The sequence below is a fragment of the Variovorax paradoxus genome (genome assembly GCF_902712855.1).
In the GTDB taxonomy this organism is placed as follows: Bacteria; Pseudomonadota; Gammaproteobacteria; order Burkholderiales; family Burkholderiaceae_C; genus Variovorax; species Variovorax paradoxus_Q.
Window position 1 is genome coordinate 933,881 of record NZ_LR743508.1, and the last position, 14,905, is coordinate 948,785.

Annotated in this window: 14 protein-coding genes; 6 read left to right on the forward strand and 8 right to left on the reverse strand. The window is 70.3% G+C overall.

Annotation, left to right across the window (positions count from 1 at the left end; genetic code table 11):
• The gene (locus AACL56_RS30940; protein ID WP_339093982.1) at window positions 1-1,518 is read right to left on the reverse strand and encodes an MFS transporter; all 1,518 of its coding nucleotides are present in this window, start codon (window positions 1,516-1,518) and stop codon (window positions 1-3) included.
• Entirely contained in the window at window positions 1,515-2,972 is a 1,458-nt protein-coding gene (locus tag AACL56_RS30945) for an efflux transporter outer membrane subunit (RefSeq protein WP_339093984.1), read from the reverse strand. The genes AACL56_RS30940 and AACL56_RS30945 overlap by 4 nt, the downstream gene beginning before the upstream one ends.
• A 185-nt stretch (window positions 2,973-3,157) precedes the next feature.
• Here AACL56_RS30945 and AACL56_RS30950 point away from each other — a divergent pair, with 185 nt between their 5' ends.
• Window positions 3,158-3,832 carry a TetR/AcrR family transcriptional regulator gene (locus AACL56_RS30950; RefSeq protein ID WP_339093986.1) on the forward strand — a complete coding sequence of 225 codons (675 nt, stop codon included), beginning with the start codon at window positions 3,158-3,160 and terminating at the stop codon, window positions 3,830-3,832.
• A gap of 30 nt (window positions 3,833-3,862) precedes the next feature.
• Here AACL56_RS30950 and AACL56_RS30955 read toward each other — a convergent pair whose 3' ends face one another.
• Both AACL56_RS30955 and AACL56_RS30960 read right to left on the reverse strand, forming a co-directional pair.
• Window positions 3,863-5,140, reverse strand: coding sequence for an MFS transporter (locus AACL56_RS30955; protein WP_339093988.1), 1,278 nt, complete (start codon window positions 5,138-5,140; stop codon window positions 3,863-3,865).
• Between the two features lie 144 nt (window positions 5,141-5,284).
• Window positions 5,285-6,757: an HD domain-containing phosphohydrolase gene (locus tag AACL56_RS30960; RefSeq protein WP_339093990.1), complete on the reverse strand. Its 1,473-nt coding sequence runs from the start codon at window positions 6,755-6,757 to the stop codon at window positions 5,285-5,287.
• A gap of 159 nt (window positions 6,758-6,916) precedes the next feature.
• On the opposite strand from AACL56_RS30960, the gene AACL56_RS30965 reads away from it, so the two are divergent.
• From AACL56_RS30965 to AACL56_RS30975, 3 genes are all read left to right on the forward strand, one after another.
• A complete protein-coding gene (locus AACL56_RS30965) occupies window positions 6,917-7,516 on the forward strand; it encodes a DUF308 domain-containing protein (RefSeq protein ID WP_339093992.1) in 600 nt (199 codons plus the stop codon).
• Window positions 7,517-7,615: 99 nt separating this feature from the next.
• The gene (locus AACL56_RS30970; protein ID WP_339093994.1) at window positions 7,616-7,966 is read left to right on the forward strand and encodes a hypothetical protein; all 351 of its coding nucleotides are present in this window, start codon (window positions 7,616-7,618) and stop codon (window positions 7,964-7,966) included.
• Between the two features lie 132 nt (window positions 7,967-8,098).
• Window positions 8,099-8,725 (forward strand): hypothetical protein, encoded by a 627-nt coding sequence (locus AACL56_RS30975; protein ID WP_339093996.1) that lies wholly within the window; start codon window positions 8,099-8,101, stop codon window positions 8,723-8,725.
• Here the strand turns inward: AACL56_RS30975 and AACL56_RS30980 are convergent.
• The 3 genes from AACL56_RS30980 to AACL56_RS30990 form a co-directional block, all read right to left on the reverse strand.
• Window positions 8,722-9,732 (reverse strand): LacI family DNA-binding transcriptional regulator, encoded by a 1,011-nt coding sequence (locus AACL56_RS30980; protein WP_339093998.1) that lies wholly within the window; start codon window positions 9,730-9,732, stop codon window positions 8,722-8,724. The two genes, AACL56_RS30975 and AACL56_RS30980, sit on opposite strands and share 4 nt — an antisense overlap.
• A 231-nt stretch (window positions 9,733-9,963) precedes the next feature.
• Window positions 9,964-10,875 (reverse strand): alkaline phosphatase D family protein, encoded by a 912-nt coding sequence (locus AACL56_RS30985; RefSeq protein WP_339094000.1) that lies wholly within the window; start codon window positions 10,873-10,875, stop codon window positions 9,964-9,966.
• A 100-nt stretch (window positions 10,876-10,975) separates the two neighbouring features.
• On the reverse strand, window positions 10,976-11,875 hold the full coding sequence (locus tag AACL56_RS30990) for a LysR family transcriptional regulator (protein ID WP_339094002.1): 900 nt from the start codon (window positions 11,873-11,875) through the stop codon (window positions 10,976-10,978).
• A 141-nt stretch (window positions 11,876-12,016) separates the two neighbouring features.
• Between AACL56_RS30990 and AACL56_RS30995 the strand changes: the two genes are divergently transcribed.
• Together AACL56_RS30995 and AACL56_RS31000 are read left to right on the forward strand one after the other, a co-directional pair.
• Window positions 12,017-13,033, forward strand: a complete 1,017-nt coding sequence (locus AACL56_RS30995; protein ID WP_339094004.1) for a Bug family tripartite tricarboxylate transporter substrate binding protein — start codon at window positions 12,017-12,019, stop codon at window positions 13,031-13,033.
• Between the two features lie 13 nt (window positions 13,034-13,046).
• A complete protein-coding gene (locus AACL56_RS31000) occupies window positions 13,047-14,372 on the forward strand; it encodes an FAD-dependent oxidoreductase (RefSeq protein WP_339094006.1) in 1,326 nt (441 codons plus the stop codon).
• Window positions 14,373-14,407: 35 nt separating this feature from the next.
• Here the strand turns inward: AACL56_RS31000 and AACL56_RS31005 are convergent, their stop codons facing one another.
• Window positions 14,408-14,809 carry a phage holin family protein gene (locus AACL56_RS31005; RefSeq protein ID WP_339095299.1) on the reverse strand — a complete coding sequence of 134 codons (402 nt, stop codon included), beginning with the start codon at window positions 14,807-14,809 and terminating at the stop codon, window positions 14,408-14,410.
• Between the last annotated feature and the right edge of the window lie 96 nt (window positions 14,810-14,905).

Sequence of the window (14,905 nt, forward strand, 5' to 3'; positions counted from 1 at the left end):
CTATCCGGTTGAGGTTGATGAACTGGGGGCGCGTGTCGGCGGTGCGGCCGGTGCACCGGAGCCGGGCGCGGGAATGTGCGTCATGCGCAGCACGACCGGGATCATGAGAAGTGCGAGCACGCCGAGCGCGCGGTAGGCGTCGGCCGTCGCGAGCACCTGCGACTGCTGGCCGACGATGGCCGCGAGCCGGTCCGGCGACGATGCGGCGCCGGCCAGTCCGGCCTGGTCCAGCAGCATCTCGGCATGGAAGCGCGCGCGCACGGTGGTCAGCTCGCCCACGACCGCGCCGCCGAGCAGCGAGCCGAAGGCGCGCAGCGTGTTGATCGTGCCGGAGATGAAGGGCCCTTCCGCGGGCTGCACGACGCTGGTCATGAGAAACAGCATCGACACCACGGCCATCGGCTGGCCCATGGCCTGCAGGGCCTGCGCGGCGGCGAACTGGTCGCGGTTCCAGTCGGCCGTCAATCCGGCGCCCTGGAAGCATGCGAGCGCGATCAGTGCCAGTCCGCACGAGAAAACCCAGCGCGCGTCGACCCACTTCCGATACAGCAGCAGCGCCACCATCGAGCCGAGCACGAGCTGCGGCAGGGCCACCCTCAGGCCGATCGATGCCGTCTGCGACGCGCGGTAGTCCTGCACCTGCCCGAGGTAGCCGGCCGGCAGGGCCGAGCCCGACAGCAGCACCACCAGCAGCATCACGAAGAGCGAGCAGCCCAGTGCCAGGTTGCGGCGACCGATGATCTGCAGCTTGAGGAAAGGCGCCGGGTGATACCACTCTGTGAGCAGGTAGACGAACAGCAGCACGAATCCGGCGACCAGCGCGACCGCGATGCCGGGCGAGCGGAACCAGTCCAGCCGCACGCCCTGGTCGAGTCCCGCCGTGATCAGGACGAGTGCCGCGATGCCGAGCGTCATGCCGGCCCAGTTGGCCTGGCGGAAACGCGATGGCTGGATCGCCTCCCGCGGCAGGCCCCAGGCCACGAGCCCGCCGGAGACGATCGCCAGCGGCACGATCTGCCAATACACCCAGCGCCAGTCGAAGAACCGGTCGGTCCACTGCCCGGCCAGCCAGATGGCGAGATTGGGCGCGAAGGTGGCCGTCATGGCATAGAGCGCGAGGCCGTGCAGCCGCAGGTTCAGCGGCAGGAACTTCAGCGCCGCCATCATCAGGATCGGGATCAGCGTGCCGCTCGCGATGCCCTGGACGAAGCGCAGTGCCATGAGCAGGCCGAGGTCCTGCACGAAGGGCAGCGCCACCGCCAGCACGGTGCAGGTGCCGAGCATCCACAGGTGGAAGCGGCGCACCGAGAGCGTGATCGCGAACCAGGCCGCGAACGGCATCGCGATCATCTCGCCGGCCGTGTAGGCGGTGGAGATCCAGGACGCATCGTCGAGGCCGAAGCCGAGCGCGCCGCGCACGTCGCCCAGCGCGAGCGTGCCGACGCGGTTGTTCAGGCCGGCCATCATCGCGGCAAGGAAGATGCCGAGCAGCCCGACCATGGGACGCAGCCTGCTCATGACCAGCCGCCGCCCAGCGACTTGTAGAGGCTCACGAGGGTGAGCGTGGCGTTCGTGGCGCTGCGGTTGAGCGCGGTCTGGCTCTGCAGCAGGTTGCGCTGTGCGGTCAGCACGCTGAGGAAGTCAGAAGCGCCCTCCTGGTAGCCGCGCTCGGCCACGCGCAGCGCCTCGCTGTTCTGGGTGAAGGCGATCTGCAGCTCGTCGTGCTGGCGCAGCTGGGCCGCCCAGGCGTCGAGCGCGTTGTCGACCTCGTGCCATGCGCGCAGCACCGTCTGCCGGTAGGCCAGCGCCGCGGTCTTCTGCCGCGCCTCGCTCAGCGCCTGCCGCTGCGTCAGCCGGCCTCCCTGGAAGATCGGCAGATAGACCGTCGGGCCGACCGAGAAGAAGCGCGAGTCCCAGCTGTCGAGGTCGCCCAACTCGAAGGCCTCGAGTCCGACCCGCCCGCGCAGGCCGACGCGCGGATAGAAATCGGCCTTCGCCGCGCCGACGTCGGCCGTGGCCGCATGGAGCTGCGCCTCCGCGCGCAGGATGTCCGGACGCCGGCGCGCAAGCTCCGACGGCATGCCCACGGGCACCTCGCCGGGCAGCGCAGGCAGGGGCATGGCATGGCGCAGTTGCGTGTCGAGCGTGCGCGGCGGCGCGCCGACCAGCAAGGCCAGCGCGTTCATCAGGGCGTTGCGGCGCTGGGTCAGCTCCGGCACCAGCGATTTCACGGTGGCGAGCTGCGCACGCGCGGACGAGGTCTCGAAGCGTGTGGCGATGCCGTTGCGCTCGCGGCTCTCCGCGAGGCCGAGCGTGCGTTCCGCCACAGCGCGGTTCTGCTCGGCGATGCCCAGCTCGGCTTGCGTGCCGCGCAGTTGCAGGTAGGTGCGCGCGACTTCGGCAGACAGGCTCACGCGAACCGCTTCGCGGTCGTACCGTGCCGCGTCGAGCGAAGCATCGGCGCCTTCGCGCACGCGGCGCGCGCGGCCCCACAGGTCGATTTCCCAGCTGGCATCGAACCCGAGCTGCCAGAAATCGCTGGGCGTGGAGGGCGCGCCGAGTGCGGCGAACTTGCCGTGCTCGCTGAGCGCCTCGCGTGCGTAGCTGGCGCCGACGCCCACGGTCGGCAGCAGCTCGGCCGAGGCGATGCCCAGCAGCGCACGGCTCTGTTCGATGCGCTCGGCGGCGGCCTGCAGATCGAGGTTGGCTTCCTGCGCACGGGTTTGCAGCGCGGTCAGCGAGGCGTCGTTGAACAGCGTCCACCAGTCGGCGGGCACGGCCGCTGCGGAAGGCGCTGCCCTGCCGGCGAGGTCGGCAAGCTCGGCCGAGGGGGTCATCTCGATCGCCTGAAGGCCGCTGTCGGGCGGAACGAATTCCGGGCCCACGGCGCAGCCTGCTGTCAGCAGCAGGGTGCCGCACGCCGCCGCCGCCGCACGCAGGCGGCATCTGGAAAGAATCGACGGGCAGATCATTTGAACCTTGCGGTGGACGTAAAAAGACTAGGTTATCGAACCGAGCGGTACAAGGGAAAGAAGAAATAGAAGGATCTATCACCTTTGGATTTTCGATCTCCAGGTCCAACTTAATTCAAATCTGTACCGAGCGGTACGGTAGCATAATCGATGTACGCAGCCGAACGCAACCCCCGACACATCCGATGCCACGTACACCCGCCAGCCCATCCGTTTCTGTTTCGGTCACCGGCTCCGAGCTCAGCGCGAAGGCGCACACCGTGCTCAGCGCCGCGCGCCACGTGTTCCTGACCCACGGCTTCAGCGCGGCGACCACGGACATGATCCAGCGCGAGGCGGGCGTGTCGAAGTCGACGGTGTATGCGCACTACCCGACGAAGGAGGCGCTGTTCACCGCGGTGGTCGAGATCGAATGCGCGGCCTTCACGGCCGCGATGCGTCGCGCCGAGATCCGCCCCGGCAAGCTGCGCGAGACGCTCACGGACCTCGCGCGGGCCTATCTGGACGTGGTGCTCTCGCCGACGGGCCTGTCGCTGTTCCGGGTGGTGGTGGGCGAGGCACCGCGCTTTCCGAACCTCGCGCGCAGGTTCTACGTGGCGGGTCCGCAGGCCGTGGCCGGGATGGTGGCCGAGCACCTCGTCGGCGCTGCAGCGGCAGGCGATATCGATCTCAGCGAACTCGGCCGCGACGGCGCGGCCCGGCTCTTCATCAACCTCGTGCGGGGCGAGCCGCAGCTGCAGTGCCTCACGCACCCCGATGCCGCACCGTCGGCCGCGCAGATCGACCAGTGGATCAGCGAGGCCGTCGGCACCTTCATCCGGGCCTACGGGCGCGAGAGCCGCACCGACACGCGGCCATGAGCCTGGCGCGGCACTGCCGGGGGCCGGCCGCTAGACGCTGGCAACCCGCGGGCGCCGGCTCTGTGCGGGGCGCGTCTCCGGAACGAACATCGTCGCCAGTACCGCCACGCAGTTCGCGGCCATCACGTACCACGCGGGCGCGACCGGGTTGCCGGTGGTGCCGATGAGCCAGGTCACCACGAACTGCGTCGAGCCTCCAAACAGCGACACGCCCACCGAATAGACGATGGCCAACGCGGTGGCGCGGCGCTGTGGCGGGAAAAGCTCGCAGAGCGCGGTCAGCGCGCCGCTGCCGCTCGCGGTGTTGAGGAACGCCAGGACGGCCGAGACGGCCAGCAGCGTCGCCACGTCCGGGCTGCGCAGGAGCAGCAGGAACGCCGGCACCGTGGCCACCGCAACGGCCAGCCGCAGCCAGAACATGGGCGGCCATCGGCCCACGCTGTCGGCAAGGCGTCCGCCCGCGAGCGCGCCCGCGATCGTCGCGAGGCCGACCGCCATGGTGGCCAGCAGGCCGGCGGTGGTCGGCAGCCTGAGCACCGTCGTCGAATAGGTCGCCATGTAGTTGCCGACATAGGTGGCGACCGTGCCGCCCGCCACCACGCAGATGCCCAGCGCCAGATACGCCGGGCGCCATGGGGTCGTGGGCGTTGCTGCCCGTGCGGGGCCGGGCGCCGGCGCGGCGGCCAGCGTTTCGGACATGGCCATCCTCAGATAGAGCGCGACCGGCACCATCAGCGCACCGAGCGCGAAGGGAACGCGCCAGCCCCACGCCGCCATGGCTTGCGCACCCAGTGCGGCGGACAGCGCCGCCCCGATCGCCCCCGCGAGCACCGTGGCCACGCCCTGGCTCGCGAACTGCAGCGAGACGTACCAGGCGCGGCGCTCATCCGGGATTTCCAGCAGGAAGGCCGTCGAAGGGCCGATCTCGCCGCCGAGCGCGAATCCCTGCACCAGGCGGCAGGCGACCACCAGCATGGGCGCGGCAAAACCGATGGCCGCGTAGGAAGGCGTCAGCGCCAGGCCGAGGGTGCCGATGGTCATGAGCACGGCAGTCAACAGCAGGGCCGGCTTGCGGCCCGCGCGGTCTGCGTAGTAGCCGATGACCACGCTGCCCAGCGGCCGCGCGATGAAGCCCACGCCGAACACTGCCACCGAAAGAAGAAGCCCGGCCTGCGGCTGCGTCGACGGGAAGAACGCGCCCACGATCTGCACGGCAAAGAACGCGTAGGTGACGAAGTCGAAGACTTCCAGCGCGTTGCAGGTCACGACGGCAGCGATGGCGCGCTGGCGTTCGCGGAACTGGCTCATGGCATCTCCATGCACGAACGAATGCTCCGCCGCGCCCGGAAGGCGCGCCGATGAGCGAAGTGCGGATTCTCTGCACTGCAGGTTGCCGGCTCAAGACGCTGCCCGCGTCCGGCGCAGGGGCAAAGCGGCGCGCGCGCCGGATCGCTAGATGAGCCCGCGGGTCGCTGCCTTCAGCGTGGCGGCCGCGCGGGTCGTGCACCCGAGCTTCTGGAACACGCGCTCGACGTGCGTTCGCACCGTGCTCGGGCTGATTCCCAATGCACGGGCGACTTCCTTGGTGTTGTCGCCCTGGCTGATGCAGCGCAGCACCTCGAGCTCGCGCTGCGACAGGGCGGCGTCGCCCTGGGCCGCCGCGACCGGCCTGGGCGGGCTGCCCGGCATCACGCAGGCGACCAGCGCCTCGATCACTTCACGGTCGAAGCGCGCCGCCTCGGCGTCCAGCGTCATGCGCTCGATCGCCTGCGCCTGCGTCAGTGCGGATCGCCATGGACGGCGCGTGCAGTGCGACAGCCACTGCTGCGCCGCGGCGACGACCTGGCCCTCCAGCGGCATCGACGCACCGGAGCGCCCGCGAAAGTGGCCCGAGCCGTCGCGCCGCTCGAAGGCGAAGGAAGCGATCTCGGCCTCGGCGGCGAGGCCGTCGATCTGCCCGGCCGCGCGCGAAGTCCAGTAGGGCACGAGCCGCACGCGTTCCAGCGACGCGGCGGGCAGCGGTTCCGGCGCGTTCCAGATGGCGTTGGGCACCGAGGCGCGGCCGATGCCGTGGATCAGACCGGCCTTGTACGTGCGGTGGCAAGCCGCCTCGTCCAGTCCGAGCCGTGCGCCGCAATCGCGCGCCAGGCGGGCCACGCGGCGCGAATAGCCCGTCATCCAGGGCAGCTTGAGGTCGATCACGTCGGCGACCAGTTCCAGGCCCATGCGGCGGTGCATCGAGGCGGGCTGGCCCGCGGCATCGGTCCATGGCGCGACGGGAGCGTCGAGCTCTTGCGCCCATGCCGGCACATGCGGCAAAACGGCATCGACGAGCGCGGCCGGGTAGAGACCGTCGGCCCGCCCGCGCACCAGCGCGAGCGCCTGGCCGATGCCGTACAGGCGGCCGAAGATCTCGAGATCGCTCGCCAGCGCCACCACATAGGTCGCGAGCGGAACGTCCGCGCCCCGAAGCAGGCCGGGAATGCCGCTGCCGTCGTAGGCCTCGAACACCGCACGCAGTGCCGCCTCGGTGTCGCCGCTCAACCCGAGGGTGCTCGCGATGTCGCCGGCGATCTCGCAGTGGATGCTGGCCATGGACAGCACGGCGTCGGGCAGCGCCGCACCGCGGTGCGGCTCGCGCATGCGCGGGGCCGGCGCCGCGAGCAGGGCTTGCCGGCCCAGCACATCGTCTTCCAGGAAATCGGCGAACTCCTGGGCATTGGCGGTGCAGCCCGACCAGCGCAGCAGCGCGGCATGCTGCGCGGCCTCGACCTGCGGCATGTCGCACCCGGCCTGCGCCGCGATCCTTCCCGCGAGCCAGGCCGTGCGCAGCGAATGGTCGGTCGGCTGGCCCATGCTCAGGTCGCCGATGAAGGCCAGCGCGCGGACGGCGTCGAAAACGGTGATGGTCGTGTCGTCGGACATGAGGGCGGGGAAGGCGCTGCGGCGGGCCGCAAAGCATCGCACAGTCCCGCCCGGCCGGCCCGCGCGTGTCGGTCATTCGACCGATACCGGGTATTGCCGCGGAGGAAAAGAATCGTTGCATCCCGTCTTTTCCAACTTGCGGCCTCCGCCGCCAATGCCATGTCCACCGTCATGTCCGATCTTCTGCCCGACCCCTCCCTGCGCGCTGCCTGGCTGCGCAAGCTCTACTTCGTCCGCGCCGCCTTCTCCTTCGCGTGGGTGGCGCTGTCCCTGACGCTCGCCAAACATTCGCCGGTGCTCGCGACCGGCCTGCTGATCATCTACCCCGCGTGGGATGCCCTTGCGAATCTGCTGGACGTCAGGATGACGGGCGGCGCCAGGGCCAATCCGGCGCAGGCGCTCAACATCTGGATCAGCTCGCTGGTCACGCTCGCCGTCGCGGCCTCGTTCGCGTTCGCATGGCAGATCGCCCTGGCGATCTTCGGCACCTGGGCCATCGTGGCGGGCCTGCTGCAACTCGCGGCCGCCATCCGCCGCCGCAAGGACAACAGCGGGCAGTGGGTGATGATGCTGAGCGGCGCCCAGTCCGCGCTGGCGGGCGGATTCTTCGTGGCCCAGCAGGGCAACGGCGCGCCCGTGCTCCAGACGGTCGTCGGCTATGCGGGCGTCGGTGCGGTGTACTTCCTGATCTCCGCGCTGGTGCTCGTGTTCCGCGGCAACGCGCGGGGAGCGCGCGGTCTCGCGTCCGGAAAAAGCTGATGCCGGATGCGTCGGGCTCGGCTTCGGCCGATGGCATCCAAAGAGGTGCCGTGCGCACCGAACTTCGCGCGCGATGCCCATGTCTGCTAGAAACACTGCATGACCGTCTCGCTCGCGGCCTCTCTCATCGATCTCGTGCTCGGGCTGCAGCTCGGGTCTGCCGACAGGACCGCGGCCAATCGCTGCACGCTCGAGGGCGTGAGCTGGCAGCCAGGCGCCGATGGCGCGATCGGCGTGCAGGTCCGCGGTTTCGAGGCCTCGTCGTTGCGGCTGGCCTCGGGGCCGCTCGTGCTGGAGCTCGGCCGCATCGCGGTCCATGAGCTGGCCGCGCAGCTGCGCGTCGAGGCCGGCAGGCCGCGCCTGGTTTCCGCCGAGGCGCGCGGGATCGAGTTCTCGGACTGGAAGCTGCACGGACCTTTCACCTTGCCTGCCGAAGTCCGGCAGGTGTAGGATGCCTCCAGGGAAGCGGCGCCCGCGCCCGATGCCGCGGCCCCCGACGCCTGGAAGCTGGGTCCGCTCGGCGAGGCCGACGGCACGATCCGCGCGCAGATCACCGATGCGCACCTGCTGTTCGACGCCGACGTGACGGTGCCGGTACGGCACGGGCTGATCGACTTCAACGACGCGACCGTCGAGCACGTCGGGCCCGACTCGCGCATGGGCGTGAGCCGGATGGGCCTCTACGTCGATGCGCCGAACGGGCGCAGCTACCTGTACCAGTTCCAGTCGGCGCCGCTCGCGGGCGTGGAATTCGAGCGGCGCGGCGCCTTGCTGAGCCCGTGGGTCTCCGAGCGCGGCAAGCTGCAGCTGCAGGCATTCGCAGAGTCGATGCTTCGCCAGGGCCTTGCCGGCCTGGGCCAGGGGCTGACGGAGCAGGCACGCGTGCTGATGGGGCGCACCGCGCTGTCGGGCGAGCTGCGGCTCGGCGACGGACTGTTCGCGATGCCGGGCCTGCAGGTGCGGCTGCAGGGGCATGAAGAAGGACGCAACGCGATCGCATTGCGCTCCGACGCGGTCGGCCGCGGGCTCGGCGCGGAGATCGCTTCGCTGTCGGTGCGCGATGCCGCGGCAACATGGAAGGGCATGCACCTGGCGGCCGACAACCTCGAGGCGAGGCTCGCGCTGCAGGTGCTGGTCGACGGGCCCCGCATGCGCTTCGAACTCATGCTGAAGAATGGCAAGGCGAGCGGGCTTACGCTCGGAAGCTAGGAACTCTCGCGCTGTTCGATGCGGAACGGGATCAGCACCGTTTCGGCAGGCGGCCGCCGGCCTTCGCGCGCGCCGTCGATCATGCGCAGCAGCAGTTCGCCCGCGGTCCGGCCGATGCCTTCGCAGTCGACCGCCACGGTGGTGATGCGCGGATGGCAGGCGCGCGCCACCTCGAAGTCGCCGAAGCCTGCGATGGCGATGCGGCCCGGCACTTCCCAGCCACGGCGCCGGCATTCCATGAGCGCCCCGAAGGCAGACAGGTCGGACACGCAGATGACGGCGTCGACATCGGGCCACTGCCGCACCAGCTGCACGATGGCTTCGCCGCCCTGCGCCATCGAGATCGGCGGCTGGCCGAAGCTGATGACGCGGCCGTCGGGCAGGCCCAGTTCGCGGATGGCCTGCGCATAGCCGGCCTGCCGGTCGGCACCGCGTGTGTCGCGGTTCGACGTCCCGCCGATGAAGGCGATGCGCCGGTAGCCCTTGCCGTGCAGGTGCCGCACCATCGCCGCTGCGGCTTCGGCGTTCGAGAAGCCGACGGTATGGCCGATGGGCTCGGCCGGCAGGTCCCAGGTCTCGACCACGGGCACGCCCGCGGCCTGCAGCATGGCGCGCGCGGCGGGCGTGTGCGCACCGCCGGTGAGGATCACGCCTTCGGGCCGGCGCGCGAGCATGGCGCGCAGCAGGCGCTCCTCGGTCTCCACGCGGTAGTCGGTGTAGCCCAGCAGCACCTGCAGGCCGCGTGCTTCCAGCGCGGCCGTGATGCCCTGCGCGGTTTCGGAGAAGTTCGAGTTGTTGAGCGACGGGATCAGAACCGCGACGAAGCCCGAGCGCTTGCTGGAGAAGGTGCGTGCGGTCTGGTCGATGACGTAGCCCATCTCCTCGCAGGCCTGCAGGATGCGCTGCCGCAGTGCCTCGGAGGTCACGCGGTCGCTGCTCGCGCTGCGGTTGAGTGCGCGCGAGACGGTCATCTTCGACACGCCGACGCGCGCGGCGACGTCGGCCATGGTGGCCGGGCGGGCGAGGGGAGCGGGGGCTTTGGACGAGGGCAAGGTGCGGCGTGGCCTTGTTCGGAGCAACGATGATGCAGAGATACCGATACCTTGTGCAAGGCCGGGCGGATGCAGCGCAGGATACCGCGCAGCGGGCCATCGCACGAATGGAAGGCCGCGTGAGCGGGTCTGGCGGCGGCCCGGATTACCGGTATCGCATGCAGCCTGGGGGCCGGCGTGCCGGCGCTACTTCAGTTCCTGGTGCTCGAAGCTCGCGTTGTCGATCACGTTGTGGTGCTCGAGCCCGTCCTTGTCGAAGTGCCTGATGTCGGTGGACGCGGGCGAGTACTCGAGGATCGCGAAGTTCTCGCGCCGGCCGACCAGCTGGTACTTGGTGACGAAGGCGCCCGAGGAAATCACTTCGAACATCTTCGTCTCGCCGGCCGGCGGCAGGAACGCGTTCTCGTGGATGTCGCCCGACAGGAAGATGGTCTTGCGCCCCTGGATCAGCGCGCGGAACCTCGCGTAGTCGTCGCGGTAGCGCATCCACCCGTTGCCGGTCGCGCGGATCGGCATGCCGGCGCAGATCAGCACGAAGCCGTCCTCGCCCTGCAGCTCGGCCTCGAGGAACGCCAGTTGCTCCGCGCCGAGCAAGGTGCTCTGGTCGCCGGGCAGCTCGCTGTACCAGCGCGTGTCGAGAAAGATCGCCTTGCCGATGCGCTGGCCTGCGTGGTGAAGGGGCACGCTGTAGAAGAGCCCGGCGCCGGGCGGGTCGATCTGCATGTACTGCGCGAACAGCGCGCGCGAAATGTCCTTCTTGGTCGCGCTCACCTCGCAGCCGCGGGCGTTGTTCCAGGCGAAGTCGTGGTCGTCCCAGGTGCCGTACACGCCTCCGCCGTTGTTCCGGCGCGCGAGCATGTCGTCGAACAGTTCACTGAAGCCGGGCACTGCCCACTGGGCCGCGTACTTTCCGGCCATGGTCTGCTTGAAGACCGCGTCGCTCCAGTGCGCGGGCTCTCCCAGATGAGGGAAGTAGTCCATGTAGATCTGGTCGCCGAGCAGGAAAAGGTAGTCGGGCTGGTGCCCGGCGATGCGGTTCCACACGGCCTGCGACTGGCCGGGCTTGTGGTTCATGCACGAAGTGAAGGCGATCTTCATGGGGCGCTCTCTTTCTTGCGTCCGGTCTCCGGGGCCGGTGCCGCGGATCATAGGCAGTGCCCGGGCCTTGTCTCTCAGCAGAACATGGGATGGCGCGCCGTCAGGCGCGCTCCTTCTTGAGTTGCCGCAGCGCCGCCTCCGCGTGGGCGATGAAGCGGCCGGCCAGCAGCGAGGCCGCGAAGTTGTCGTTGGTCACCGCGAAGATGTCGAACGAAGGCGCGTTCCGGATCGGCCGGAAGCTCAGCCGGTCCGTCATGCAGCCGCGCGCGGTGAGGTCGTCGACGATGGCCACGCCCGCACCGGAGGCCGCGAGCGCGCAGGCGCTCTGGCCGGCGCGCACCTCGATGCGGGCGTCGGGGCGGCACTGGTGCTGCAGGCACCAGTCGGCAATGATGCGGCCCTGCGGCGTGTCCGGGCTGAAGGCGATCATGCGTTCCTGCAGGATGTCCGCCGGCCTCAGCGCGCGCCGCGCCTCCAGCGCGTGGCCGCGCGGAAACACGCCGGCCAGCGTCCATCGGCCGATGGCGCGCGCGGTGAGCAGCGGGTCGTCGATGGCCAGCGTCGAGATGGCCACGTCGGCCTCGTGCTTGCCCAGCCGCTTCACCATCTCCTTGGCGAGCACCACCTCGAGGTAGATGCGCGCGGCCGGGAACTCCTCGCCCAGCGCAGTGAGCGCGCGCGGCACCATGTCCAGCCCCGTGCTGGGGCTGCACAGCACGCGCAGCGTGAGCATCTTGCCGTCCTTCAGGGCCTGCGCGCAGTCGTCGATGCGCGCCACGCCGCGATAGACCTGCTCGACCTCGGCGAACAGCGCCTGCGCCTCGGGCGTGGCCAGCAGCTTGCCCTTGCGCCGCTCGAAGAGGCGCAGCCCCAGCTGCAGCTCGATGTGCGACAGCATGCGACTGATGCCCGGCTGCGACACGTGCAGCGTGCGCGCAGCGTCGGTGACGGAGCCGGCGAGCATGACGGCGCGGAAGACTTCGATCTGGCGGAGGTTCATGACATGGCCTGTTGCGTTCTGCGGGTTCGATAACGCGATGTTATGGGCTTGCCACATGTTGGTATTTGCCGGCCGCGCGAGCGCTTCCTAGGATCGGCGTTCTTTCTTCGACGAACCTGAGACACAAGAGGCACACGAGACATGGCACAAGCTCCCGCCGCGCGCGGCTCCACGCGCAGACAGGCCCTTTCGACGATCACGGCGCTGGCGGCCCTGCCGGCGCTGTCGGCAGTCCCCCTGGCGTCCTTCGCCGCAGACGCCTGGCCGGCGAAGCCGGTGCGCATCATCGTGCCCTTCGCGCCGGGCGGCGGTGCCGACGGCTCGGCCCGCGTGCTTGCCGAGGTGCTGGCCCCGCAACTGGGCCAGCCGGTGATCGTCGAGAACAAGCCCGGTGCCGGCAGTGCCATCGGCGTGGCTGCGGCGCTGCAGGCCCGCGATGGCCACACGCTGCTCATGGGCAGCAACAGCATGGTGATCAACCCTGCGCTGAACCCCAGGCTCACCTACGACGTGGCGCGCGACTTCGACGCCATCGGCATGGTCTCGCAGCAGCCGCTGGTGCTGGTGGTGCCGGCCGATTCGAAGGCGAAGACCGTCGCCGACCTTGTCGCGCAGGCCAAGGCGCAGCCCGGCAAGCTCAGCGCCGGCAACAGCGGCACCGGCACGCTGGCGCACCTGACCGCCGAGCTGTTCGCGCAGGAGACCGGCACCTCGCTGGTGAGCGTGCCCTACAAGGGCGAGAGCGCGCTGATGCCCGACCTGATCTCGGGTCTGGTGTCGATGGGGTTCCTGAACCTGCCGAGCGTGATCGTGCACATCCGCTCGGGCCGCCTGCGCGCGCTGGCGGTGTCGTCGGCACAGCCGGTGGCCGAGCTGGCGAACGTGCCGACCTTCCGCAGCCTGAAATTGCAGAGCCTCGAGGTCGAGGGCTGGGCCACGCTGGTGGCGCCCAAGGGTTCCATTCCGCCGGAGGGCCTCGCGAACCTCGAGAAGCTGCTGGCCGCGGCGCTGCAGTCGGACACCGTGAAGAAGCGCTTCGACGCGCTGAGCCTGGAGACCTTCACGCGCGGGCGCGAGGCCACGGCGCAGTATCTGAAGGCCGAAGGCAGCCGCTGGGGCCAGGTGGTGAAGAGCCGCGGCATCCAGCTCGAGAACTGACAAGGGCATGGCGATGAATGCAGGCATGAACCCGCACGGCGACAGCAGCCTCGTGCTCGAGGCCGACGTGGCGGTGTGCGGCGGCGGCGTCGCGGGCACCATGGCCGCCGTGGCCGCGGCGCGGCAGGGCGCGTCGGTGGTGCTGGTCGAGCGCTACGGCTTCCTGGGCGGCAACGCCACGGCCGGGGCGGTGGCGCAGTTCAACAGCTGGCAGACCGGCAACGGCCGCAAGGTGGTGGCGGGGCTGGCCGAGGAAGTGGTCTCGCGGCTTCGGCTGTACGGCGGGGCGCGCGCGCACGAGAGCTTCGTGATGTCCACCGGCCACCGCATGGACCGCGTCGAGTACGCGCCCGAGGTGCTCAAGCTGGTGCTCGACGACATGGTGGCCGAAGCCGGCGTGCGGCCCCTGCTGCATGCCAGTCTGCTCGGCGTCGATTGCAACGGGCGGCAGGTGGCCGGGCTGCGCGTACTGACCAAGGGCGGCGTGCTGGCCGTGCGCGCGGGCGTGCTGGTCGATGCCTCGGGCGACATGGACGCGCTGAAGCAGGCCGGCGCGCGCTTCCTCGAACTGGGTGACGGCGAGGCGCTGCAGCCGGCGACCATGATGTTCCGCTTCGGGCCGATCGACTTCGGGCGTTTCGGCGCGCTGTCGAAGGCCGAGCTTGCCGAGCTGGCCGCCAGGGGCTACGCGCAGGGCGGCCTCGCGCGGGCGGCCCTGCATTCGAGCCGCGACCCGTATTCGGACGACGGCTGGTTCAACATCAGCCGCCTGGGCATCGATGCCACCGATCCGCTGGCGCTCGGCGCGGCCGAGATCGAGGGGCGGCGCCAGGCCTGGAAGGCGGCAACCTTCCTGGCCGCCGCGGTGCCCGGCTGCGAGAACGGCCGGCTGCGCGCCTTCGCCACGCAGGTGGGCGTGCGCGAGACGCGGCGCGTGGAAGGCGACCACGTGCTGACCGCCGGCGAACTGCTGGCGCCGGTGCAGTTTCCCGACGCCATCGCGGCGGGCGCGTACCCGATCGATATCCACCCTGCGCAGGGCGGCGCGCTGCACTACGTGCCGATGGACGACGACCACGCCTACCAGATTCCGTACCGCAGCCTGCTCCCGACCACGCTCGACAACGCGCTGGTGGTGGGGCGGGGCATCTCGGCCAGCCACGAGGCGCTGGCGGCGATCCGGGTCATGACCATCTCGATGGCCGTGGGGCATGCCGCAGGCATCGCCGCGGCCATCGCCGCGAAGGCGGCCGGTGCCGGCATGGGCGCGCAGGTGCGCGCGGTCGAGCCGCCGGTTCTGCGCGAGGCGCTGGTGCGCGGAGGCGCCGTGCTGGCCTGAGCCCCCAGCGGCCAGGCGCTTAGGCGCTCAGGCGCTCAGAGCCAGTTGCCGCTCTGCGGCATCTGCACCTTCTCGGCCGGGTCGTCGCTCGTCACGAACGAGCCGATGACGATGCTCAGCAGCGAGATGAAGATGCTCGCGAACAGGGCCGTCCAGAAGCCGGACACCCGGAACCCCTTCACCAGCGCGGCCACCAGCAGGATCATCAGCGCGTTGATGACCAGCAGGAACAGCCCGAAGGTCACCAGCGTCAGCGGCAGCGTGAGCACGATCAGCAGCGGCTTGACGACCGCATTGGCCAGGCCGAGCAGCAGCGCCGACACCACCAGGGCGCCGGTGGTGTCGAACTTGAGCCCGCGGAAGATGTGGCTTGCCACCCAGAGCGAGAAGGCGGTGATTGCCCAGTGAATGAGGAAGGGAGTGAGGTTGTGCAGCATGTGGCGGGCAGGATGGCGGTTGGGCGACGGCAGGCGCGGGGCCGTCTGGCGGTGCGCGTCGCGTGAGCAGGCGACATGGTAGTGCGGCTGAGGGGG